Raw genomic sequence first — 24,249 nt, 5'->3', positions numbered from 1 at the left:
GTTATACTGCTGGTTATGCAGTTGAATATTTCTCAAAGCGATCGAACCAACCTGGAGCTACCTATCCCTGATAATTTGGCATCAAGGGGTTGTCCTCGTAGCATTCGCATGGATTTAGATAATCTCGTGCTAGCACTAGAGGCGATCGACTTGCAAGTGACAGATGTCATGCTTTATCTGGTTCCGGAATTAAATTTAGAGGAAACCATTCCCAATCGCGTTAGTTTCTGGCGGCTGCGCAACACCAACCCTTTAAGACGAAACTATCAACGTGCGTCTTTAGAATGGGAAGAGGCAAAAGCGCTAGTGACCCTGATTTGTCATATAGCAGGTCAGATAAACCCCCATTTACGCTTGCTCGTGTCTACCTGCGAACAGATCGATGAAAATAAAATCGATGCCCTGGGATTGCAGCAAAACCGACTCTTTGTTGAGGTATATCTGGAGCAATTTCGATCGCTCTATAAAAGCCGTATGAGATTACCCATAGCCTTGAGCGATGAGGAACTGAAACAATTGTCATTACAATTGCTCAATCAGCTTCTATTTAGTAGTGGTGAGGCGGGGAAGGTTAGATTGTGGCATGGTTTACTTGACGGGGCGATCGCATGACCATTCAACGCACTTACAACTTACCTAACTGCACCCTCTTAATTGAGGGTATCGGTCTCGGCAGCAGCGGTGTCCTGTCTATTTTGACTAACTTTGAATGTAGATTTCAGCACACATCCAAAATTATTACTGGGGGGCGCGAGCTTTTAGATGCTCTCGTTAAATCCGTGGGTCAATACGTCCAGGATTTATCCATTGGCGACCCCGTGGTTACTGAAGTATTGCCAGTGCGCCTGGAGCCGATCGGCCCTCACATACATCGACTGTCCGTCGATCCAAATCGCGACGAGAGTAATAATCCCGATCGCAATCTGGATTTGCAGCCCGTGGAAATTTCGCTCAATGTGGTGCAGCTATTCGATCTGATGGAGGGTATCGATCGGTTGTGTCTAGATCCGCAGACCCTAACAGATCTGCAACTGGTAACCGATACAAGTGAACTTGTCATCCAGTCTAGAGTAAAAGAGCGGCTTGTGCCTGCGGCAATGGGAATAGCTGGCTTTGCGATCGCCGCTTCAGCCATGTTCTTCGTACCGGTTCCAAAACCACAACCGCAGCCGCAGCCACAATCTCAAACTACACAGGTTCAGCCCAAAGCAAGTCCCAAGCCGCCTGAAATTAAGGATGCCGATCTAATTAAAGAGTTGCAAGCCGATCTCAAAAAGCAGATCGACCGCGCCTGGATTGCATCGCCATCGTTTACAAAGCCAGTATCCTATCGGGTGGCGGTCAATGCTAAAGGTGAAATAGTGGGCTACAAGCGTACAAACCCCTTCTTACCCGCACCAGAGGAAGATCTAGAGAAAGAATTACCGCTCAAAAAACTGCTGGTTGTCCCCACTGCCCCCACCACCGGCGGCAGTTCCACCAAGCCCCAACCTACAGCTACATTTCGCGTCACTTTTGAGCCAAAGGGTACCTTTACCATCAAACAGTCTCAATAAACTGGATAAAATCCCCAATAGACTGGATAAAATCGCTTCGCGATCGCGATAGGATCGCTTTATGTTGACTGTACTTGATGCTTTCCCTGCCAAACTCCTGGAGCTAGAAGCCACCGAACTATATCAGGTGCTGGATGGGCCAACCTTAATTCACCTGAAGGGGCAGCAGGAACCACCTTTATTTATATCGGTACTCCTGCATGGCAATGAAAATACGGGATGGCTGGCCGTGCAAACTGTGTTGCGACAGTATCGCGATCGCTCTCTACCGCGCTCTGTATCGCTGTTAATCGGTAACGTAGCAGCAGCACGCGATCGCAAACGGCATCTTGACGAGCAGCCCGACTACAATCGCATCTGGTCGGGGGGAGGCAGTCCAGAACAACAGATGGCGCAGCAGGTAATCGCTCTGATGCGATCGCGTGGAGTATTTGCCAGTATCGACATCCATAACAACACTGGTTTCAACCCCCACTACGGTTGCGTCACCAGGTTAGATCGAAGATTTCTCTATTTAGCACAGTTATTTGCTCCAATTGTGGTGTACTTCACCAGTCCCAAATCCGTGCAGGCTAGTGCTTTTGCCGATCTATGCCCGTCGGTCACCTTGGAATGCGGACAGCCAGGGCAAGTGGCGGGTACTGACCATGTCATGTCTTATTTAGAGACGTGCCTGCGCCTCCAAAACTTTGGCGAACTGTCGCTCGATCGCTTGCATATTTTTCATACCGTGGCGATCGTGAAGGTTCCCAAAGATGCGAGCTTTAGCTTTGGCAGCGAGAACACCGATATTTGTTTCGATCCGCATCTGGATCGGCTGAATTTTCGCGAACTGGCGATCGGGACAAAATTTGCGCGGACTAAATCTAATCCTGAACCTGGCGATCGCCTGTGGCTCGAAGCCTGGGATTTAGAAGATCGCAATGTAGCCAATCGCTTTTTTAACTTCCAGAACGGCGAGATCCGCACGAAAGTACCAGTGATGCCATCAATGCTAACGCTGCGAACCGACATTATCCGGCAGGACTGCCTGTGTTACTTTATGGAACGTTTTGCCTACCAAGAGCCTGTATAAATCATCTCTATCAGTTTCTCTTTCACATATTCGTTAATTAAGGGTTGCTGGGCAAAGCCAGTCGCTGTCTTTTCAATCAGCGATCGACGCTGCAACGAATCCACAATCGTTAGAAACTCTTGTAAGGATTTAGTCGGTAACATATCGGACGAGAGATTTGATAGAGATGGAATCTCCCGCACAACTACTAACCAATACATAAGACGTTTTTCTGCCGCAGACAGGCGCTCGAACAGCCGATCCAGCATCGTTCGAATATCCCCAAACAGCCATCGATTTTGCCCTAGGGTCGCAATAAACTGAGAGATATTACTTGCAAAGAGCTCCTGGACAGATGAAGCTGCGATTTTTAGAATCAGGGGATTGCCTCCATAGCGCTGAACTAATAATTCCCATTCAGACTCTGAACCTCGAAACTCGCCTTTCTCCTTAAAAATATCCTTTGATTCTTCTACTCTCAGTCCCTTCAGGTACAAAGATTTAACGCGCTGACCTTCTAGCATAACGATTTCCCTTAATTGCTCCCGACTGGTCAAAATCAGACAACTCTGATGCTGATATTCACCTATCTGTTTTAGCAATTCACCGTACGCTTCATGACCTTGGGAATAAATACCAGCAAATTTGCCGCTGCACAAAATGGCTTCCACACCATCCAGCACGATCAGGCAATGTTTATTTTGCAGGCATTCCAGCAAGAGTGAAATCTTTCCCTCCATGGTTTCTGGCAAAATTTCTTTGGGCGATCGCGACAACAAGAGTACCAAATCTTGCAGCATCTCATCCAGTGGTGGAGCATTACGCAGGGATCTGTAGATGACACACTCAAAATACGATTGGATCTCCTCAGCTAGTGTTATAGCTAGAGATGTCTTACCTATACCGCCCATACCCAAAATCGATATTATGCGACAGCGATCCTGGACTATCCATTTTTCAAGGGTAACCAATTCATCGACGCGACCATAAAATAGCGAAACGTCTGGTGCTTCAGTCCAGTCTATCCATGCATCATTATGGCGAAGAGCTTTGCTATGACTGTAATCTTCATCTCCAGGATCAGCATCTCGATAGCGCCTGAACATTGAACGTACGTTTTTTTTAGTAACTCTCTCATTGAGAACCTCTGAAAGTGACTGCCATAGCCAGGCTCCGATCTCTTTGATGTAGTCGTAGTCATAGCTTGTTGCGTCAGCAATCTGACTGTAAGTTTTTCCCTCCCATGATTCGCGGAATACTAACTCATAAACCTGCCCGAGCGGTTTATGTGGCAGCAACCTGTCTAGAATTACCAGAGCCTCATCAATTGTCATGTTCGTGAATACCCGTGCTCCAGCAAGCTAGTATACTTGGTGCGCGTTGCGTGCAGAGCAGCAATCTGGTTTCAAATTACCCACTTTTTCCCACTCTGACCCCCACTTTTTTCCACCGCATTAGCCAGTAGCAACGGCATAAGCTTAGATTACCAGATTTCGATGGAGGTGTTGAGGCAATGTCAGCTTTCATTAATGTCATGGAAGAATTGGTTGTGAAATCAGCACGAGAACAGGTAAGTTATTTGTGGGCTGACGAGCAACAACGGGTCAAATTGCCGGAGATTGTAGCTTTTGCCCTGAACCGACTCCCCCCTTTATATGTCACAACGCAATATGGGTGGTTTTTGCAACGTAACTACGCTCGCAGCAAATTTGGGGACAAGATCTTTGACACTGTATGTCGTGCCGTTAGAGCCGTGCAATTTGGCGATCCCCTACACGACAATACGCCCTTACCGGAGTCCGAGATGAATAGTGGGGCAAGAGTTTTAGTTAAGCTGAGTAAGATGCTGGGTAAAGAATGTCTGTTATGGCGAGATGTTCCTAATGCAGTTGTGGATGCTCTTTACAAAAGGACAGGAGATACCTCCTTGGAAAACCTTATGTTAAAAGGCGATCGAAATCCTGTCTTAAGTCCGGTGCAGCGTCATACCATCTTGGATGTTAAATCCTACTTACAGCGTTCCAGGCAGCGCGATCGCCGATGTCAGGCGCTGAGATTGGATACAGTCGATCGCACTCAATATTCAGATCGCCTGGTTATGGATTATCGCGAATTGGAGTCCTACACGTTAAAAGCCCAACTAGGCTATAGTAACGTTCTGGAAAATCTGGTCGTCCTGGTCGCTCGGCACTTACTGCGCAACGTACCGCCATCTATAGTAGAGCAACTGGATATGGCAGAAGTTGCTGCATACGCACTCAACCGCCTCCCTCCACTATATGCCACCAGCGATCGCGGTTACCAACTTCTCTCACAACGCGCTCAATCCGAGCTATCCCAAGAAATTACAGCTCAAGTACGCGAAGCAATTCTCAAGGTGGGACTGTCACCTGCCCTGACAAACTTACCGCTAACTCTCAACAAGTTCGATCGAGAGCAAGAAGTGGCTTTAGTAGAGCTGCAACAAATTTTAGAGCGATCGGATATTACGTGGCAAAACGTTGCTGAAATTGTAGAAAATGCCCTAAGGAAGCCCGAGAGATCGAAGATTGCCGCATAGATAGTGCGGACAATCTTTTCGCTACTCCTCTTTGCTGTAGCGGGGTTATCGATTACTCGTTCTAATTCTCTCGTGTTACCGTTTTCTCTTCCTGATTCTCGGAAAAGTTTTCTGCACCACTAAGCACAGATTAAGACGAACCCACCATCTGTCAAAGACGATTGTCAATCGCCCCATTTATCAAAAGCGGAAGCGATCGCTAGGTTCGTGCAACCATAATAGCAGATGCTTTCATAAGGATTTCTTCCCATAGTCTTTCTCTTACACAGAAACTGATTCCGGAAATTCGTGCTTATCCACATCGCAATCATTTATATATAGCGGTTTTCAGATGCAAACGAGAAAGGGGTTTGGGGGCGTTGCCCCCAAGAAGGGGAGGCAGGGCGGTCTTGGGGTTCCCCGCTAGAGCCACTGCCGTGTGGAACCCCTTCACCCCATCAATAAAACCCGTTCTCAATTGCACCCAGTCAAACTTTTGAGCGTCTCCCTGGCAAAGCTGGGAGCCTACCCAATTTAGTCAAACAGTATTTTGGAGATTATTTAACAAAGCTAAAGAAACCTTTATTACTAACATATCTCAGGCATACTAGATTCTGATGAATGCTAAATTACATGAACTCATCTATAAGTATATTAAGTACTATCGCGGTTTTCAAAATCAGAAAAAGTATGTGTTTTTGGGGTTGCATCCCCAAGCAATGGTTTTACCCATACTGAAGCGCAGAATGAAAATATTTCTGCTGCGCATAAGCACATAAAATAACCTAGGAACTATTCCACTGTTCTCAATACTTAATTAGTACTTAGTTACCCTTTGTTCATGAATATACATACCGTTTCTACTCAACCGTTTACCGATCAAAAGCCTGGGACTTCTGGCTTAAGGAAGCAAGTATCGGTTTTTCAAAAGCGTAACTATCTGGAAAACTTCGTACAGTCAATCTTTGATAGCCTGGATGGCTACCAAGGTCAGACCTTAGTTGTGGGTGGTGACGGTCGCTACTATAACCGTCAGGCCATTCAAATCATCCTCAAAATGGCGGCTGCTAATGGGTTTGGCAGAGTACTGGTAGGTCAAAACGGTATTTTATCCACTCCGGCTGTTTCCTGCGTCATTCGTAAATACCAAGCATTCGGTGGCATTGTCTTGTCCGCCAGTCATAATCCAGGCGGGCCAGATGGGGACTTTGGCATTAAGTACAACATCGGCAATGGCGGCCCCGCCCCAGAAAAGGTGACAGATGCCATTTATGCCCGTACCAAGGTTATTGAGAGCTACAAGATTTTAGAGTCGGCTGACCTCGACCTCGATCGCCTGGGTACAGTGCAAATAGGCTCTACGCAGGTGGAAATCATTGACTCCGTCTCAGATTACGCCGAACTTATGGAGTCGCTGTTTGACTTCGATCGCATTCGCCAACTGTTGACGAGCGGCAATTTTCGCATGTGCGTTGACTCCATGCACGCTGTCACGGGGCCTTACGCCCATGCCATTTTCGAGCAACGCCTGGGTGCGCCCATCGGTACGGTTGTTAACGGCAAACCACTCGAAGACTTTGGTGGCGGGCATCCCGACCCTAACCTGGTGTATGCCCACGATCTCGTTGAGATCGCGTTTGGCGACAATGCGCCTGACTTTGGCGCAGCATCGGATGGAGATGGCGATCGCAACATGATTTTAGGCAAGCGCTTTTTCGTTACACCTAGCGACAGTCTGGCCATCCTGGCTGCCAATGCCAAGCTCGTACCTGGCTACAGCCAGGGCATTGCGGGAGTGGCGCGATCGATGCCGACCAGCCAGGCCGCAGATCGCGTGGCGGCAAAAATTGGCATAGACTGCTACGAAACACCAACTGGCTGGAAATTCTTCGGCAATCTTTTGGATGCGGGTAAGGTTACTCTTTGTGGGGAGGAAAGTTTCGGAACCGGCTCCAACCACGTCCGCGAAAAGGATGGTTTGTGGGCGGTGCTGTTCTGGCTGAATATTCTGGCCGTGCGGCAACAGTCCGTCGAGCAGATCGCGCGCGAACATTGGCAGCAATATGGTCGCAATTATTACTCCCGCCATGACTATGAGGGTGTAGATACTAATAAGGCCAACACGTTGATGTCTAACCTATTGGCAGCTTTACCCAATCTAAAAGGTAAGCAGTTTGATAATTACCAGGTAGATTATGCCGATGACTTTAGTTACCAAGATCCAATCGATCGTAGCATCAGCCAGAATCAAGGCATTCGCATTGGCTTTAGCGATGGGTCGCGCATTGTGTTTCGACTCTCTGGCACGGGCACGCAGGGGGCAACATTGAGGGTCTACTTGGAAAGTTATGAAAGCGATCCTGCCAAACAGCAAAGCGATCCGCAGGTTGCCCTTGCGCCTCTGATCGCGATCGCCGACGAAATAGCCCAGATTCGCACTCTAACAGGCAGAGAGCAACCAACCGTCATCACCTGAGGTGTTTATCGCCTGCAAGACGATCTATCCATAGCGACGATCTAAAATTTAGAAGGAGAAACACATGTCTCAAATTGAGCAACTAGAGCAACTGGAGCAACTGGAGCAAGGCATAGTTTGTAGTAACGTTGTAGAGGACGATCGCACGGGTTTGAGCGTGGATACGTTGAGACGCGCTTTCGCCGATAACCTGTTTTACATCCAGGGCAAATATGACGAGATCGCCACATCCAATGACTATTACATGGCGCTGGCTTATACCTTGCGCGATCGCCTCCTGCAAAGATGGCTTAAAACAGTCAAAACCTATCTCGAACAAAATGTGAAGGTGGTTTACTACCTATCTGCCGAGTTTCTGATGGGCAGGCATCTGGGCAACAGCCTGATCAACATGGAGATATACGAGAAGGTGCGCGAAGCCGTCAAGCAGTCGGGTCTCGACCTGGACGAACTGTTAGAGCAAGAACCAGATCCGGGATTGGGCAATGGTGGCTTGGGTAGACTGGCAGCCTGCTTTTTGGACTCGCTCGCCACGTTGGAAATGCCAGCTATGGGTTATGGCATTCGCTACGAATTCGGGATCTTCCACCAGGGGGTGCAGGATGGCTGGCAGGTGGAAATTCCAGATAAGTGGCTGCGCTATGGCAATCCTTGGGAAATCGAGCGTCCCGATGGCACGGTGGAAGTCAAGTTTGGCGGCCACACAGAACTATTTACCGACGATAAGGGACATTACCGCGTACGTTGGATTCCAGAACAGACGGTGATCGGCATTCCCTTCGATACCCCTGTCCCTGGTTACGACACCAATACGGTAAATACGCTTCGTCTTTGGAAAGCTGAAGCAGGCGAGGACTTTAACTTTCAAGCTTTCAATGCTGGCGACTATGATGGTGCAGTTGCCAGTAAAATGCGCTCTGAAACTATCTCAAAGGTACTCTATCCCAATGACAACACGCCGCAGGGCAGGCAGCTCAGACTAGAACAACAGTTCTTCTTCGTTTCCTGCTCTCTCCAGGACATTATCAGAAGGCACTTAAACCTGAATAAGAGTTTGGATAACCTGCATGAGAGTGCCGCAATCCAACTCAACGACACTCACCCTGCTGTTAGTATTTCCGAACTGATGCGACTCCTGATGGACGAACATCACTTGGATTGGGAAAAAGCATGGCATATTACGCAGAATACATTTGCCTACACCAACCATACGCTGATGCCGGAAGCTCTAGAAAAGTGGCCGGTTAGCTTGTTTGGCAGCCTCTTGCCTCGCAATATGGAAATCATCTATGAAATCAACCATCGCTTCCTGAGCGATGTCAAAACCTGGTATCCCGATGATGATGAGTTACTATCGCGCCTGTCATTAATCGAAGAAGGCGAGAACAAGCAAGTACGTATGGCTCATCTTGCATGTGTTGGCAGTCATGTGGTAAATGGCGTTGCAGCACTGCATACGGACTTACTGAAACAGGATGTTCTGAAAGATTTTTATAAGTTGTGGCCGGAAAAGTTTAAGAACAAAACCAACGGTGTAACCCCCCGCCGCTGGGTGTTATTGTGCAATCCCAAACTATCCGGTTTAATTGACGAGACGCTTGGCAATAAGAGATGGTTGACCCATTTAGAAGCTCTGCGGCAATTAGAAGCCTTTGTTGATGATGAATCATTTCGCGATCGCTGGCAGCAAATCAAGTTACACAATAAGCAGAAACTCGCAGAATACATCGAGAAACACGAGTTTGTTGAGGTAAATCCAGATTCTCTCTTTGATATTCAGGTCAAGCGCATACACGAATACAAGCGCCAGCATTTAGCAATTCTATATGTAATTACTCTGTACAATCGACTCAAAAAGAATCCCCAATTAGATATTCAACCGCGCACGTTCATTTTTGGTGGCAAGGCCGCTCCGGGCTATTATATGGCGAAGCTCATTATCAAGCTGATCAACTCAGTTGCTAGTGTAGTGAATAGAGATCCTGACGTGCACGGTCGTTTGAAAGTCGTGTTCCTTTCTAATTTCAACGCCTCCCTCGGACAGCGCATCTATCCTGCCGCCGATCTATCGGAACAAATTTCCACAGCGGGTAAAGAAGCATCCGGCACGGGCAATATGAAGTTCGCGATGAATGGGGCTTTGACAATTGGTACGCTGGATGGAGCCAATATCGAAATTCGCGAGGAAGTTGGTGAGGAGAATTTCTTCCTGTTTGGTTTGACCGCAGGAGATGTTTACGACATTAAAGCCAAGGGCTACAACCCTCGCAAATACTATGACAGCAATGCCGAGTTGCGCCATGTCATCGATCGCATTGCGATGGGCTACTTCTCTGGTGGCAATACCGATTTGTTTAAGCCCCTGGTGGATTCTCTGATGCACATAGATGACTACATGCTATTTGCTGATTACCAAGCCTACGTTGACTGTCAGGATAAGGTGAGCGAAGCTTATCGCGATCGCAACGGTTGGATAAAAAAATCGATTTTGAACGTAGCGCGCATGGGTAAATTCTCATCCGATCGCACGATTCGCGAGTATTGCGATGAGATTTGGCACGTGAAGCCAGTCAAAATTGAATTAGAGGCTTACGACCAGAGCGAAGCTGGTCTCAAGGTGAAACCCTGGCACCATCTCTAAGAATTGCAATGATATAGCGGTTTTCAGATCGGGAAGAGCAGGGGGTTTGGGGGCGTTGCCCCCAAGAAGGGGAGGCAGGGCGGTCTTGGGGGTTCCCCGCTAGAGCCACTGCCGTGTGGAACCCCTTCACCCCGTCAATAAAACCCGTTCTCAAGTGAAAACTGCTATAGCAACTCTACGGAGAGAGGGGGATTCGAACCCCCGGTTGCTTTCACAACACTCGATTTCAAGTCGAGCGCATTCGACCACTCTGCCATCTCTCCGATTGCCCATTGTAGAGCATATGGGCGCAACTGTCAGCCTAAATACCCAAATGCCCTAAAATTACGCCAGCTATAGCCGTAGACAGATCTGTTAGGACAGGGGGTGTGGGGCTGCGCCCCCACGCAGGGGTTCTACCCCTGCACCCCGTCCTAAGCCTATTGGCTATAGCTATATCATGTCAAAAAATTTGGACTGTCCGAACATCTATTCCAGTCGGCACGATCGCCGCTGTCGATCGGAATCCAGATCGAACCAGGCGTAGGCAAAATGACTAAGACAATTTATCTGCGGATAGGCTTTGCGCAAAGCATCCATCTGTGCCTCTAACGATAGGCGATCGCCATTTCCCCTCCCCCAATAACCTGCAATTACCGGACAAATCGTTTGACTGCCATTAGCTTGCTGCATGACTAAGCCCAACTCATCGACAAGGCAATCTGCTCTGCCGCAGATGGCATAGTTCATAGGTGCCCATTCCGATACGTTTTTAAACTGAGACCAGGGCTGCAATCTGGCATCTGCGCCACGATCGGAGACAAAATTCGCTCTAGGGAAAAATACAGCCCCAGTCCTGATACCTAACTGTCTGGCGGGCATAGTGACGCGATCGAGAAACTCCACAACACCTCGACGAGCATGTGTCATGGATAACCGCCAAAGCTCGCGATTGAGATTGTTGAGATTGCCGTCCAGCTTTATTTCTTGCTGCTGCGATCGCGACTCGTGCGGCAAATACCACAGAAGTATATCTCCGTCGGTTTTCTGTGCCTTCACCTGACCTTTTTGCATGTATTGATAGATTAGTTCCTGCCCTCGCGGGCTAATTGCCCTGTTCAGTAGAGCGCGCGCCGAAGCCTGTCCGTAAATCATCAAATCCCGCACATCGCTAACGATCCCTTCGCTGCGGTGTGGATAGCGAATGTAGTCGAACGCAATGCCGCTGGGTCGCCTTTGCGCCACCTGCCGCACCAGCAAGCTCAGATCGGCTCTTGCTCGCTCGCTATAGGGATCGACGTATATATGTGCCACCTTTGCCTCATCTGGCAATATGGTGGGATCTTGCAAATTTGTCTCGCCGTAGCCATTACGGGCGATCTCGCTACTGCGATCCGCATGCTTCGCGTAGCCGGGGCCAAAATTCATGGAAAATAGCCAGGCGTATACTTCTATGCCTCGACTGCGAGACCTGGCGATCGCCTGTGCCAGCAGATCGCGATTGTCTTTACTAACTACCGACGGCCAAACCGTGGGGTTATCTTTGGGAGGCAACAGGACGCGGCCATCGTAGAACGTACTCAGGTAAATGCGGTTGTAACCAAAATTGGCAATATTATCGAGTACCTGTTCCAGTTGTCCCGCTTTGAGATCGCAGGGATAAAGTCGCAGCCACACCGCCTGCGTCCTCGGCCAATTTTGCTGGCGGCATTGTTGCAGGCGCTGCGCGTGTGCCTTTACCAGTTGACTGTAATATACCTGCGCGGCGCGATCGCCCCTTGTCGCAGCCTGGAGTAAATTAGCCTTGTTAATAATTTCCTCGTTACTGAGTCGGCAAGAAGTCTGCGCCTGCACGGAACCAGATCCCAACCAATTACAAATTACTAATGACAGTAAACCGTACCAGAAGCCTTGTGTGTTTTTCATGGGGGGTGGGAGTTAGGTTATGGAGGGTGGGGGTTGGAGATACCGCAGGGGTTTAGCATTTGTGCGACAGTCTTGGCATCAAACACAAGAATTCATGACAAATGCTAAACCCTTACCGAGGGTTAGGGGTTGGGGTAGGAAAAAATTCCTACCAGATAAACATGCAGTATGCGACAATTGTTAAAAATGATTTAAGATTATTCTTAGCCAAATCACGCGAACTACACGTTTAAGACAGGAGAAGTTTTGTATGGCACTCGTACCTATGCGGTTATTGTTAGATCACGCCGCTGAGAATGATTATGGTATTCCCGCATATAACGTCAACAACATGGAGCAAATCCAGGCGATTATGCAGGCAGCAGCGGAAACAAATAGCCCTGTAATTTTGCAAGCTTCTCGCGGTGCCCGCAAATATGCTGGGGAATTGTTCTTGAAGCACCTGATCTTAGCCGCAGTAGAAACCTATCCTGATATCCCCATCGCCATGCACCAGGATCATGGCAATGGCCCCTCAACATGCTACTCCGCAATTCGTCATGGCTTTACCAGCGTCATGATGGACGGTTCCTTGGAAGAAGATGCCAAAACCCCTTCTAGCTACGAATACAACGTTGAGGTTACTCGTAAGGTTGTAGAAGTAGCCCACGCCGTCGGCGTTAGCGTCGAAGGCGAACTGGGTTGCCTCGGCTCTCTCGAAACCGGTAAAGGTGACAAGGAAGACGGCCACGGTTTTGAAGGCACTCTTTCCCACGATCAACTTTTGACCGATCCCGATGAAGCAGTTGACTTTGTCGAACAAACTGGGGTTGACGCTCTAGCGGTTGCGATCGGTACCAGTCACGGCGCTTACAAGTTTACCCGCAAGCCCACCGGCGAAATTCTAGCGATGGATCGCATTGCTGAAATCCATCGTCGTCTGCCCAACACCCACCTGGTCATGCACGGTTCCTCTTCTGTACCCGAAGATTTGTTGGAACTGATCAACCAGTTTGGCGGTCAAATTCCTGAAACCTATGGCGTACCCGTAGAAGAAATTCAAAAGGGCATCAAGAGCGGCGTGCGTAAGGTCAACATCGACACCGACTGCCGTCTGGCAATCACGGCTGCCGTCCGCGAAGCATTGTCCAAGGCTCCGGCTGAGTTCGACCCACGTCACTTCCTCAAGCCCTCGATCAAGTACATGCAGAAAGTTTGCGCCGATCGCTATAACCAATTTGGTACGGCTGGCAATGCAAGCAAGATCAAGGTCATGGATCTCGACACATTTGCAACCCGCTATGCTAAGGGCGAGCTTTCCAATCCTAAGAAGCGCGTGGCTGTGGGTGTCTAATCATTATCTCAGCATTAAGTCTTGGCTATATCAAACTTAGACCACTTGGTGTAGTCCACTCCTCCTCATAACCATAGAAGAGATACCTAAATAGGTATCTCTTTTTCTTGGATAGTCTCAGTAATTTATACCAATTTATAGCGGTTTTCAGATGAAAACGAGAAGGGGGGGTGGGGGCATTGCCCCCAAACGAAAGGCTACTAACTGCTGCACGATCTTTTCGGGATATTTGGGGGATACATGTTTTATGGCAAGCCTAAAATGGGCATTATTACTATAAAGACCTTGGTACTGTGTATTGGATTGCATTAGCTTGCACTCGCATTGCACTCATAATTGTACTCATAGTTGAGGATGAAATCCGTGTACGATATCTTGTTGCTCAATTGTCGCTTGCTACGCCCCGATCCTCAGGCAGAGCCTGATGTAGTTGATATTGCCATTTCATCTGGCAAAATTGTGGAGATTGCACCCTATATTTCCACAGCCGCTAAGTTTGAGTTAGATCTCAAACAAAAGTTGGTCAGCCCTCCTTTTGTAGAGTCTCATATTCACTTAGATTCCGTTCTAACTGCAGGTCAGCCGCGCTGGAACCAGAGCGGGACGTTATTTGAGGGCATTGATATCTGGCGCGATCGCAAACAAAGCCTCGACCGAGAGGATATCAAAACCAGGGCAATCGCTACGCTACAGCAACAGGCGACGCAGGGAGTATTATTTGCCCGCACTCACGTTGATGTGAGCGAACCTAACCTCACGGCATTGCAAGCCCTATTAGAAGTAAAGGAAGAAGTCAAAGACTGGATGACATTGCAAGTAGTGGCTTTCCCTCAGGATGGCATCTACGGGAGCGATGGCAATGAGGCGCTGTTGGAAAAAGCACTTAAGTTAGGTGCAGATGTGGTGGGCGGGATTCCCCACTACGAATTTACCAGAGAAGACGGACTAAAATCCGTGCAGCGCATTTTTGAGCTGGCCGAGCAGTACGATCGCCTCATCGATATTCATTGCGATGAAATCGACGACGACCAATCGCGATTTTTAGAGGTGGTGGCTGCCTACGCGCAGCGTAGTGGGATGGGAGCAAAGGTGACGGCCAGCCATACCACGGCATTTGGCTCTTATAACAGTGCCTATGCCCAGAAGTTGTTAGGACTGGTGGCGCGATCGCAGATTAATTTTGTCGCCAATCCTCTGATTAACATTACGCTGCAAGGGCGCACCGATACCTATCCCAAACGACGAGGTCTTACGCGCGTCAAGGAGCTATGGCAGGCGGGGATCAATGTCAGCCTGGGTCACGATTGCATTCAAGACTGCTGGTATTCGCTGGGTACGGGCAACATGCTGGATGTAGCATCAATGGTAGTGCATGTTAGCCAAATGACGGGGATGACAGAAATTAATGCCTGTTACGACATGATTACCTGGCATGGTGCTAAAACGCTGAACGTACATGATGCCTATGGCATAGAAGTAGGCAAGCCTGCCAATCTGATCGTGCTGGATGCTAGCGATCGCTTTGATGCGCTTCGCCGCCGCGCCACGGTTTCTTACGTAATTGCCCAGGGGCAGTTAATCGCCAAAACCGAATCGCCAAAGTCTCAATGGCAGCCAACTCTTGATGCTTTGCAAGCTGAAACATCGAGTTCTGATATATCCGAGCCAGATGATATAGGTATTACTCCAGAACCTGCATCAGAAACTACAAATCCAGATAAAGCTATAGAATCTCAGCCAATAGCTAGCGCATCAGAGGGTTCTGAGGATATAGGTGATGAGACCATAGAAGACGAGGGTGTTGGGATTGCAGTATCTGAAGAACGAGATAGAGAAGAGGATACTGTTACCGATCCTGCGATCGAAGTGGAAGTAGAGGATATGGCGATCGCAGTACCCGACAAACGGGACATCGTAGAAGATGAAGAAGATGAAGAGGATACGATCGCTGATTCAGTAGTTGAGGTCGAATCAGATCGGGTTGTGCCTAAAATCAATCCCGGCGAAGATGACTCGCTCTTTACGATTATAGAACTACCCGATCGCCGCGCTCCTCAAGAAGAGCCAGGAGATCCAATTGAAAAAGCCCTGAGTCAACTCGATCGGATGGAATTAAACGGATCTAATCCCATTTATAGCAACGACGATATTTCTGCTTACTCCCTGGACGATCTGGCCGATGAGATGCCTGATGTAGGCGATTCGGTCGAAAAAGCTCTGAATCGACTCGATCGCATGGAATTAAATGGGTCTAAACCCGCTCATAGCAACGACGATATTTCTGCTTACTCCCTAGACGATCTGGCCGATGAGATACCCGATGTGGGCGATTCGGTTGAAAAAGCCCTGAGTCAACTCGACCGGGTGGAATTAAGTGGCTCTAAGGCAGGTAGTAGCGATCTCGACATCTCTGCTTACTCCCTGGGCGATTTGTCCAGTGAGATGCCTGATGTGGAGGAGACAGGAACAGTAGAAGAAGCAGTAGAAACTAGTATTCCCGACTTGGCAGATGAAGATGAAATTGCGAACGATCCTGCTACGATCTACTCAATCGAGCAGTTGGTAAACGAACTCTTTAGTAAAGAGGTGTAGTCCCTGCGATCGCCCCTAGCTATTGTGCTGACAGTTTTAGCTCGTCTAAATTCCACAACGCGCCGCCCAAGGCGGAGTATTTGACGTTCTGAACGCGATCGCGCACGGCTGTCAGAGAAAGCGGTATGACCAGATGAATCAGCGGCAATTGCTCCTGCACTAACTGCTGGTATTCTGCGTAAATTTCTTTGCGCTTGCGATCGTCTACTGTTTTTGCCCCTTGAATCATGAGACTTTCGATTTTCTTCTCCCAGTCCGCTACTTCCCAACCAGGAATAGCAGGTTGACCTGACTTTGGCCCCTGGTTAAATAAGTGCGAGTCTCCCTGTGTTGCCCATAAGTTAAACGAACTATTAGGTTCTATTCCGCCCGTAAAGCCCAAGACGATCGCATCCCATTGTCGTGAATTATCCAGTTTGTCAACCAGAATATTAAAATCGATTCCGACAAAATCAACGGTAATCCCAATCTTATCTAGATCGTTTTTGATTTGCGCTCCCACAGCACCTCTGACTGGGTTACTGCCAGCGTTAGTAAGTAAAGTAAAGCGCACGGGATTGCCCTGTGCATCCTGCAAGCGATTATTCGCATCGTAGCGATAGCCTGCGGCTGTCAGAATTTCTCTTGCCTTTTGCGGATTGTAGTCGTAGGACTTCAATCCATCTTTAGTCGAGCGCCAATAGGGGCTGGGTACGGAAATGGGAGAATTCTGAAGTTCGCCTAAGCCGATGTAAAGATTAGTAACCATTGCATCGCGATTAATCGCATAGGCAACGGCGCGTCTAAAATTGACATCATTAAACCAACGCGATTTTTCTGGCTTAACAAAGGGCTCGTTATTTTTCGGATCGCGCCCCTTGTTTAAATTGAATGTCATGAATAGCTGACCCGTAGAAGGCCCGCCATTATAGATTCTGAACTTATCTCTAGACTCTGCTGCCTTCAGAAGTTGGAAGTCCTTAACCCGCGCGCCGAAAGAAAATATATCCAGCTCCCGAGAGCGAAAGCGCAGGAGTGCCGTATCTGTAGAATCGACGATCTGGAGTACGAATTTATCAATATATGGCTGGGGATGCTTCCAATAGTTGGGATTGGGGCGATAGATAAATCTCTCCCCCGGACGATAGTCGGAGAGTAAATAAGGGCCGCTACCAATAATGCGATCGAGCGGTGTATCTAAAGTCCAGGTGGTCAGGAAATCAGGGTTGCCCTTATTATCAGTCTCATTTATGTTTTTTGCCAGAATATGTTTCGGTAAAATGGAAACACTGCCCGCCGTGCGTAGAAATGGAGCAAATGAATCTGGTAATGTGAAGGCAATCCGTCGATCGTCTAGCTTCTCAATCTTTGGCAGTAATTGCTTTTCTCCAATCCGTAAAACATCGCGACTACCCGTAGGGATTTTCTCATTAAAAATGACATCTCTGAATGTGAATATGACATCGTCCACTGTCTGTGGATGCCCATCTGACCATTTCAAGCCAGAGCGCAATGTAAAGACAACCCGCAAACCGTCATCTGATACCTCTGGCAACTTTTCGGCTAGGTCGGGTTCCAGCTCGCCGGTAATGCCATTGGTAGTTAGCAGGCCATTAAACACTGGCCCCAGTACTTCGGCGCTGGTGGCATCGCTAACCAGAACGGGGTTAAAGGTTTTGGGATCGGAAATGATGAAGTCTACCAGGCGATCGCTCTGAGCCTTTGAAGCAACATCGCATCCTATGAGCAAAATCGAGCAGATTGCTGAGAATACCAGCAAAAATAATACTTTAAATCTAAACCTAGCACTTTGAAAGGGGTTAGATTTGAATCTTGCCTGTTTCCTCATGTTGAACTCCCTACATTCCTACCTGGTTTCCAACTAGTAACACGACTGCATGGGCGGCGATCGCCTCTTTTTGACCCACGGCATCCAGCCCTTCATTCGTTGTCGCCTTCACCCCTATTTGCTCGGGTGTCAACCCCAGTGCTTCTGCAAGGCGATCGCGCATTGGCTTGATGTAAGGCTTTAGTTTAGGAGCTTCAGCGACTACTACGCTATCGATATTACCGATCTGCCACCCTCGATCCTGAATTAGTCGATCGACTTGCTGCAATAATACGATACTATCCGCACCCGCCCACTGCGGATCGCTCGGTGGAAAGTAATGACCGATATCTCCCAATGACAATGCTCCCAGCATGGCATCCATAATCGCGTGAGTGAGGACATCCGCATCGCTATGCCCCAGCAGCCCTTTATCTGAGGGAATATGAATGCCGCCCAAAATTAACTGGCGATCGCTTACCAGACGGTGGATATCGTAGCCATTACCAATGCGAATATTCATGTTTTTGGAGACTGAGTCGTATTGGGTCAAATATAAATCAAATGGATCCGATCGAAACGTAGCATCCAGGATATAGAAGAGTCTGTCACGATCGAAAATTAAGACATAATTAAAGAAGTCAGTTGCTTTGACTATAAATTTTAACTCTTTAAATGAGGGCTGCCCTTCTATCCGAAATATATGCGTAACCTGAGTTTACTTGCTGTTTCTGCATTTGTTTTAGTTCCGATCGCTATTTGCCCGATCGCTCCCAACTTCAGCGCGATCGCCCAAACCAACCCATCCAGGGCTAATATTTCGGAGTTACTGAAACGGGGGCGAGATCTTTGGCAGAAAAACGATATTCCTGGTGCGATCGAAGCATATCGACAAGCGGCAGCACTCGATCCCAAAAACTCGCGCATTCAAACTAGTATTGGCTTTTTACTGACACAGCAGAAAAATTATGCTGATGCGATTAATTTTCTGCAAACTGCCACGCAACTGGACAACCGCAATGTTAGGGCATATGTAGCATTGGGGTACGCCTATACTCAATCAGGTAATTTCCCAGCGGCACTTACCGCTTATCGTTACGCTGCGGCTTTAGAGCCTAAGAACCCGGAAGTGCTACAAAGTATTGGCTATGTCCAGACGCAACAAAACGATCTGTCTGAAGCTACTAAGACCTATCAACAAGTCTTGCAAATGTCGCCCCGAGATGTCAAAGCGTACTTGAATCTGGGCTATGTATTAAAGCGTCAGGGTAACTTTAAAGCCGCTACCGAACTTTACATGCAAGCAGATAAGGTCGCGCCCCTTAATGCCGACATTTGGTTTGCACTCGGCTCAGTTCTTGCCGATCAAAACCAGCCTGAGGAGGCAGTTGCTAAGTATAAGCGCGTCCTTCAGATTAACCCCCGCCATCCCGAAGCTAATCTGGAAATCGGTCGAGTACTACAAAAGCAGGGCGATCTCACGGGCGCGCTGTCTGCCTATCGCCGCGCTGCTTCCTCAAATCGCAAGTCCACTGCTCCCCTCTGGGCGATCGCCAGGTTATATTCACAGCAATATTCGATCGTGGAGGCGATCGTAGAGTTCCGCAAGATTATAGATATAGATCCCAACGATGCGGATGCCCATCTAGAATTGGCTAAAGCCCTTGCTAAGCAACAACGCAAAGACGAAGCAGTCAAAAACGCCGAGCAAGCTGAAAAGCTTTACAATCGCACCAGCAATGCTCAGGGTTTAGCTGAAGCAAGAAAGTTACTAGAAAGCCTGAAGAGTTAGGGTTAAAAAGATCTACATGACTGAAACTGCTACAGGCAAAAATTGCCCAAGAGTCCAAGGATCGACTACAAGCTTCCGGGAAATATGACAGGGATATTGTAACGGCGATCGCGCCAGCTTCCGACTACTGGCTAGCAGAGGAATATCACCAGCAATATTATGAAAAGAAACGCGCCTAAGTCTTGAAATTTAGCTGTCGAGCGCGATCGCCTGACTGATTGCTGCTTTTTCCTTGACGCGGCGTTGATAGTGTTGAATTTCAGCAGGCTTCATGCCGCTGATAATGCTGAAGTTCTCTACATCCATGCCCCGTACCAGCATCTCCACGCCCCAAGTCTGCCTGGCCTGGTACAAGTCCACGGGACTGCCATCGAGCTTGCGTCGCCATTGCGTCCACTGGAGCCAGGAACGCTCTAATTGCTTGAGATCCAGAGGTTGCAGATCGCTACTGAGAAACATATTGATGCGATCGTCTTTGCGCGTTTTCAGGTAATTCGTGAGGGGGTTATTGCTAGCCGAGCCATAGCGCTGTCCCAGAATTTTCTGATTGATCGGGACAGTGCGCTGGTGGGGGCTGTTAGTGCCGACGCGCAAAATTCCCGCTTTGCCATCAACCCAGTAGTCATCGCGGCGCAGACTGATTATTTCTTCAGGTAACAGACCAGCCCCAAATAGGGTATAGGCGATCGCATAATCTAACGCTCCAATGCGCTTTGCCTGCTGGACGATCTCGTGCACCGTGTCCGTCGGCAAATCGGCAACAGGCTCTGTATACGCGGTACGCTCGGTTGGCTCATTAAAGCTGCTATGCCCGCTATGCTCGCTATCGTTGCTATGCCAAGCGATCGTGTCGATCAATGAAGAAATAAACTCTTCCTGGCTCGGCCAAACTGCCTGCGCGTCAGTGGTCAGACAAATGACGGCATAGCCCAAAATGCAAGTATTTACTAGCGTTGCCAATTTTAAGGGCGGTAAGGGCAGATCGACATGGGCGTGGGCGATCGCTTCGCGTAGGGTATTAGAGATCGATTGATTCACCTGCGCTATGCCCTGGGCTAAGGCTTGTCGGCTCTCAACCGGATATTGTCCGGCTTCACCCACAAGCGATCGCATCAGTTCTGGTACGCTCTCTAGCGCCTGCAAAGAACTCTGCATGTAATAGTGCAAGAGCCTCGCTAAATCTCTTTGATTTGAAACTTCAGGTATCATCAGAGACTCCCCAACCTGAGTTAGTAATAAGTACTTCTGCAAACATTCCTGTAATACCGCCAGTAACAGCCCGTGCTTGTTGCCAAAGTGACGAAATAGGGTCACTTCGTTAATCTGCGCGCGATCGGCAATCTGTCTAGTTGTAGTTTCAGTAATGCCATGCCGCGCAAACAGCTCTAAGGCAGTACTGACTATACGTTGCCGGGTGGGTGTGCGAGATGGTGTGCGTGACAATGGCATGAGCAGAAAAATTTTGCAAGTGATACTTGCATTATTCCACATACTAGGGGTAGTCTATTTGTTATGCAAGTAACACTTGCACAAACATCCAACCCAACACGGTTATTACATGACCTCTATCAGCTCTCAACACGCTCCTCAACTCAACTGGACAAATGTCCTTTTTTTTGGTGCTATTCACCTAGTCGCTTTGGCGGCTCCCTGGTATTTTTCCTGGCAAGCTCTTGGCATAATGTTATTTTTGCACTGGCTGCTAGGTAGTGTTGGCATTTGCCTTGGTTACCACCGCATGCTCAGCCATCGTAGTTTTCAAGTACCAAGGTGGCTAGAATACATTATTACAACAATTGGTTCGCTAGCTATGCAAGGTGGACCAATATTTTGGGTAGGTGGGCATCGTCAGCATCATGGCTTTACAGAAGACTTGACTAAAGACCCCTACTCCGCTGAAAAGGGTTTTTGGTGGAGTCATATGATGTGGATTATGTATTCCAAACCAGAACACTTTAAGTTTGAAAATTACAAAAGCTATGCGCCGGACATCGCCGCCGATCCATATTACAGATTTGTAGACCGTAACTTCCTCGCATTTCAAGTTCCCCTAGCAATTTTGCTATATGCCATTGGTTCTACCCAGGGGCTGGGCATGTCTTTTCTAATTTATGGCGTGTTTGTGCGTGCGGTGTTTCTCTGGCACAGCACCTGGCTGATTAACTCTGCCTGCCATAAGTGGGGCTACCGTAATTTTGCGGAAAGCGAAGACCATTCTACCAACCTGTGGTGGGCAGCTCTGCTCACCTATGGTGAAGGCTGGCACAACAACCACCATGCTTTCCCCAAGTCGGCACGTTCTGGCTTGAAGTGGTGGGAAATCGATCTAACTTGGGGTATCATCAGTGCCCTAGAGTCGTTAGGCCTAGCTCAAAAAGTACATCTACCTACACCCTGGCAACCTGCGGTTGAAAAATAAGGTAGCACCCCCGTGCCTTCTTTAAGAGAAATCCCCAAAATCCTGTCAACTTTAGGTTTTCGTTCTTTTCGATACAAAAACTAGACGATCGCTTCGATAAATTCATACTTTGAGGCTATAGCTAGTTAATATAAACCGTGTTTATACTTAGTATCTAGCGAGAGAAGTAAGCTCTTCTCTCGCTTGTTCTGTAATTAGTCAGATCCTCAGATCTTCAGATCGTAGTTATCTTCTAGTAGCTAAGATATATGGATAATCGCCACATTCAGTTTTGCGATCGCTCTGACCGAGTCGATCTAGTTCATTTACAGGAATTATTCAAGCTGGGGGCGTTCTGGGCGCAGGAGCGATCGCTAGAGGGATTGGCAGCAGCGATCGCCAATTCCAATCCCGTCGTTACGGTATGGGATGGAGAAAAACTGATCGGTCACGCCAGAGCCACCAGCGACACTGTTTACCGCGCTACGATTTGGGATGTGGTCATTCATCCCGACTATCGCGGTACGGGTTTGGGGCGCAAACTAGTGCAGACGGTGCTGGCACACCCACAGGTGTGCAACGTAGAGCGCGTATATCTGATGACTACGCACCAGCAAGCATTTTACGAGCACATTGGCTTTGAGCCAAATCAAAGCACGACCTTAGTTTTGCACAATCAGAGCAACTCACCAGTGGAATTGCTCCTCTCGCAGTCCATCACTAACTCCTAGCCGAGCAGTATTAGGTTTATAGGCTTTAGCCCATAGATTAAGACCTTCTCGACAAACGATCGCATCGATAAATCCGGCATCAACTAGCTTATTCCTAAGGGTTTCAGCAGTAAATCCCGTCCGGTGTGCCATGTAATAATTTCCATTGGCGATCGCCACTCCAAGGCCATAAATGATATCAAGCGCTGAGATTCCGCCTGAAGGACTATTGTAAAGAGGAGTTTCTAGTTTCCCTTCAGCTATAAATTCAGCTACCTTCTGAAGATCGGGTAAGGTAATTAATGCTAGTCCTCCTGGTTTGAGGACGCGATAGCACTCTTTGAGGGCGATCGGGACTTCGTGGGGATAAAGATGTTCGATATTGTGGGATGACCAGATGGCATTGACTGCGTTGCTACCCACTGCTGTCATATCAGTTAAAGTGCCGACTATATCGGGTTGCACGCCGGGGTCTATATCGAAGCGGATCTCCTGCCATTCGGGGCTTTGAAAAGCTAGATGCAAGCCAGTTGTAGAATATGGGCCACAGCCGACGTGCAGGACGGTTTTCTTTGCTTCCGAAATTTTAGATCTAATTTCTAGAGTCCATTCTATTTCCCTAATTCTATCGGTAAGACCGGGTAAATTAGAATAAAGAGCTAATGCCTGTTGATATGCTTGTAAGGATTGCTCTAGATGTTTTTGCAAATAGCAACTATTTCCCAAACCCACATATAGATTAGTTTCTAATTCTAAATCGCTTTGCGTTTTCTTTCCCGATTCGGAATTGGTGGCGGCAATTAAAGCGATCGCTTGCTGATAGGACTCGATACTTTTCTCTAGCATTCCCTGGTTGGTAAAAATAGTCGCCAGAGAGTGGTAAGCTCGAATATTCTTGGGATCGATTTCTAATGCCTTTTGACAGCACGATGTCGCTGATGCAAAGTTCTGATTTTGGAAGTGTACCACTCCCAAGTTGAGATAAGCATTGATATGGTCTGGCTGCAATTCAATTACTTGTTTGTAAGTAGCGATCGCCTCTGCATGCTGTCCGCTTTGAGCTAAAGCATTCCCCAGGTTGTAAAGCGCATCTGTATATTGCGGCTCCAGAGCGATCGCTCTGCGAAAACAGAGAATAGCATTATCTAATTTGTTTTGCTGCGCTTGGATAACCCCCAACTGATAATGCGCTTCTGCCAAGTCAGGATCTACTGCTAAAGCCTTAGTCAAGTTGGCGATCGCTAGTTCAGTATTACCAGATGTCAGATAATCCTTAGCGGTTTGTAAATAATCTAATTGCATTGCTCCGACCTTTTTTGAAAACTACACTTATATAAATAAATAGTTAACCAGGAAAGCTTTTATATTTAACTTATAGCGGTTTTCACTTGAGAACGGGTTTTATTTTTGGGGTGAAGGGGTTCCACCCCTTCTTGGGGGCAACGC

Annotated in this window: 16 protein-coding genes, 1 tRNA gene and 2 pseudogenes; 12 read left to right on the top strand and 7 right to left on the bottom strand. The window is 48.1% G+C overall.

What is annotated here, in order from left to right; all coding sequences use genetic code 11:
• Positions 1–15: 15 nt before the first annotated feature.
• The 3 genes from PSE6802_RS0120925 (at position 16) to PSE6802_RS0120915 (ending at position 2,631) form a co-directional block, all read left to right on the top strand.
• Positions 16–612 carry a DUF3038 domain-containing protein gene (locus tag PSE6802_RS0120925; RefSeq protein WP_019501993.1) on the top strand — a complete coding sequence of 199 codons (597 nt, stop codon included), beginning with the start codon at positions 16–18 and terminating at the stop codon, positions 610–612.
• Positions 609–1,556 carry a DUF4335 domain-containing protein gene (locus PSE6802_RS0120920; RefSeq protein ID WP_019501992.1) on the top strand — a complete coding sequence of 316 codons (948 nt, stop codon included), beginning with the start codon at positions 609–611 and terminating at the stop codon, positions 1,554–1,556. The genes PSE6802_RS0120925 and PSE6802_RS0120920 overlap by 4 nt, the downstream gene beginning before the upstream one ends.
• A gap of 61 nt (positions 1,557–1,617) precedes the next feature.
• The gene (locus PSE6802_RS0120915) at positions 1,618–2,631 is read left to right on the top strand and encodes a M14 family metallopeptidase (RefSeq protein ID WP_019501991.1); all 1,014 of its coding nucleotides are present in this window, start codon (positions 1,618–1,620) and stop codon (positions 2,629–2,631) included.
• Here the strand turns inward: PSE6802_RS0120915 and PSE6802_RS0120910 are convergent.
• Positions 2,613–3,944 (bottom strand): NB-ARC domain-containing protein, encoded by a 1,332-nt coding sequence (locus PSE6802_RS0120910; RefSeq protein WP_019501990.1) that lies wholly within the window; start codon positions 3,942–3,944, stop codon positions 2,613–2,615. The genes PSE6802_RS0120915 and PSE6802_RS0120910 overlap by 19 nt on opposite strands.
• Before the next feature lie 179 nt (positions 3,945–4,123).
• On the opposite strand from PSE6802_RS0120910, the gene PSE6802_RS29875 reads away from it, so the two are divergent.
• The 3 genes from PSE6802_RS29875 (at position 4,124) to PSE6802_RS0120885 (ending at position 10,266) form a co-directional block, all read left to right on the top strand.
• Positions 4,124–5,170 carry a late competence development ComFB family protein gene (locus PSE6802_RS29875; RefSeq protein ID WP_019501989.1) on the top strand — a complete coding sequence of 349 codons (1,047 nt, stop codon included), beginning with the start codon at positions 4,124–4,126 and terminating at the stop codon, positions 5,168–5,170.
• 820 nt (positions 5,171–5,990) lie between these two features.
• Positions 5,991–7,625 carry an alpha-D-glucose phosphate-specific phosphoglucomutase gene (locus PSE6802_RS0120890; RefSeq protein WP_019501987.1) on the top strand — a complete coding sequence of 545 codons (1,635 nt, stop codon included), beginning with the start codon at positions 5,991–5,993 and terminating at the stop codon, positions 7,623–7,625.
• A gap of 64 nt (positions 7,626–7,689) precedes the next feature.
• Entirely contained in the window at positions 7,690–10,266 is a 2,577-nt protein-coding gene (locus tag PSE6802_RS0120885; protein WP_019501986.1) for a glycogen/starch/alpha-glucan phosphorylase, read from the top strand.
• A 178-nt stretch (positions 10,267–10,444) separates the two neighbouring features.
• Here PSE6802_RS0120885 and PSE6802_RS0120880 read toward each other — a convergent pair.
• Together PSE6802_RS0120880 and PSE6802_RS0120875 are read right to left on the bottom strand one after the other, a co-directional pair.
• Positions 10,445–10,529, bottom strand: a tRNA-Ser gene (locus tag PSE6802_RS0120880).
• Between the two features lie 205 nt (positions 10,530–10,734).
• The gene (locus tag PSE6802_RS0120875; RefSeq protein WP_071592311.1) at positions 10,735–12,171 is read right to left on the bottom strand and encodes a glycoside hydrolase family protein; all 1,437 of its coding nucleotides are present in this window, start codon (positions 12,169–12,171) and stop codon (positions 10,735–10,737) included.
• A gap of 250 nt (positions 12,172–12,421) precedes the next feature.
• Between PSE6802_RS0120875 and fba the strand changes: the two genes are divergently transcribed.
• Together fba and codA are read left to right on the top strand one after the other, a co-directional pair.
• Positions 12,422–13,504: a class II fructose-bisphosphate aldolase gene (gene fba, locus PSE6802_RS0120870; RefSeq protein WP_019501984.1), complete on the top strand. Its 1,083-nt coding sequence runs from the start codon at positions 12,422–12,424 to the stop codon at positions 13,502–13,504.
• A gap of 354 nt (positions 13,505–13,858) precedes the next feature.
• Positions 13,859–15,118: pseudogene (gene codA, locus PSE6802_RS35950) on the top strand (cytosine deaminase); the annotation flags it as partial.
• A 997-nt stretch (positions 15,119–16,115) separates the two neighbouring features.
• On the opposite strand, the gene PSE6802_RS0120860 reads toward codA, so the two are convergent.
• Positions 16,116–17,924, bottom strand: coding sequence for an ABC transporter substrate-binding protein (locus PSE6802_RS0120860; protein ID WP_019501982.1), 1,809 nt, complete (start codon positions 17,922–17,924; stop codon positions 16,116–16,118).
• A 10-nt stretch (positions 17,925–17,934) separates the two neighbouring features.
• Positions 17,935–18,426, bottom strand: a complete 492-nt coding sequence (gene ispF / locus PSE6802_RS0120855) for a 2-C-methyl-D-erythritol 2,4-cyclodiphosphate synthase (protein WP_019501981.1) — start codon at positions 18,424–18,426, stop codon at positions 17,935–17,937.
• Positions 18,427–18,606: 180 nt separating this feature from the next.
• Here ispF and PSE6802_RS0120850 point away from each other — a divergent pair, with 180 nt between their 5' ends.
• A complete protein-coding gene (locus PSE6802_RS0120850; protein WP_019501980.1) occupies positions 18,607–19,695 on the top strand; it encodes a tetratricopeptide repeat protein in 1,089 nt (362 codons plus the stop codon).
• A gap of 32 nt (positions 19,696–19,727) precedes the next feature.
• Positions 19,728–19,874 (top strand): annotated as a pseudogene (locus PSE6802_RS35945) (peptide-methionine (S)-S-oxide reductase); the annotation flags it as partial.
• Between the two features lie 10 nt (positions 19,875–19,884).
• Here the strand turns inward: PSE6802_RS35945 and PSE6802_RS0120845 are convergent.
• Positions 19,885–21,144 carry a TetR family transcriptional regulator gene (locus PSE6802_RS0120845; protein ID WP_036946735.1) on the bottom strand — a complete coding sequence of 420 codons (1,260 nt, stop codon included), beginning with the start codon at positions 21,142–21,144 and terminating at the stop codon, positions 19,885–19,887.
• Positions 21,145–21,253: 109 nt separating this feature from the next.
• Between PSE6802_RS0120845 and PSE6802_RS0120840 the strand changes: the two genes are divergently transcribed.
• Together PSE6802_RS0120840 and PSE6802_RS0120835 are read left to right on the top strand one after the other, a co-directional pair.
• Positions 21,254–22,114, top strand: coding sequence for an acyl-CoA desaturase (locus tag PSE6802_RS0120840; protein WP_019501978.1), 861 nt, complete (start codon positions 21,254–21,256; stop codon positions 22,112–22,114).
• Positions 22,115–22,362: 248 nt separating this feature from the next.
• On the top strand, positions 22,363–22,824 hold the full coding sequence (locus PSE6802_RS0120835) for a GNAT family N-acetyltransferase (RefSeq protein ID WP_019501977.1): 462 nt from the start codon (positions 22,363–22,365) through the stop codon (positions 22,822–22,824).
• Here the strand turns inward: PSE6802_RS0120835 and PSE6802_RS32825 are convergent.
• Complete coding sequence (locus PSE6802_RS32825; protein WP_019501976.1) at positions 22,780–24,105, bottom strand: tetratricopeptide repeat protein; 1,326 nt, start codon at positions 24,103–24,105, stop codon at positions 22,780–22,782. The genes PSE6802_RS0120835 and PSE6802_RS32825 overlap by 45 nt on opposite strands.
• Between the last annotated feature and the right edge of the window lie 144 nt (positions 24,106–24,249).

Source organism: Pseudanabaena sp. PCC 6802 (assembly GCF_000332175.1).
In the GTDB taxonomy this organism is placed as follows: Bacteria; Cyanobacteriota; Cyanobacteriia; order Pseudanabaenales; family Pseudanabaenaceae; genus PCC-6802.
This window is presented reverse-complemented; position numbering and strand designations above follow the sequence as displayed.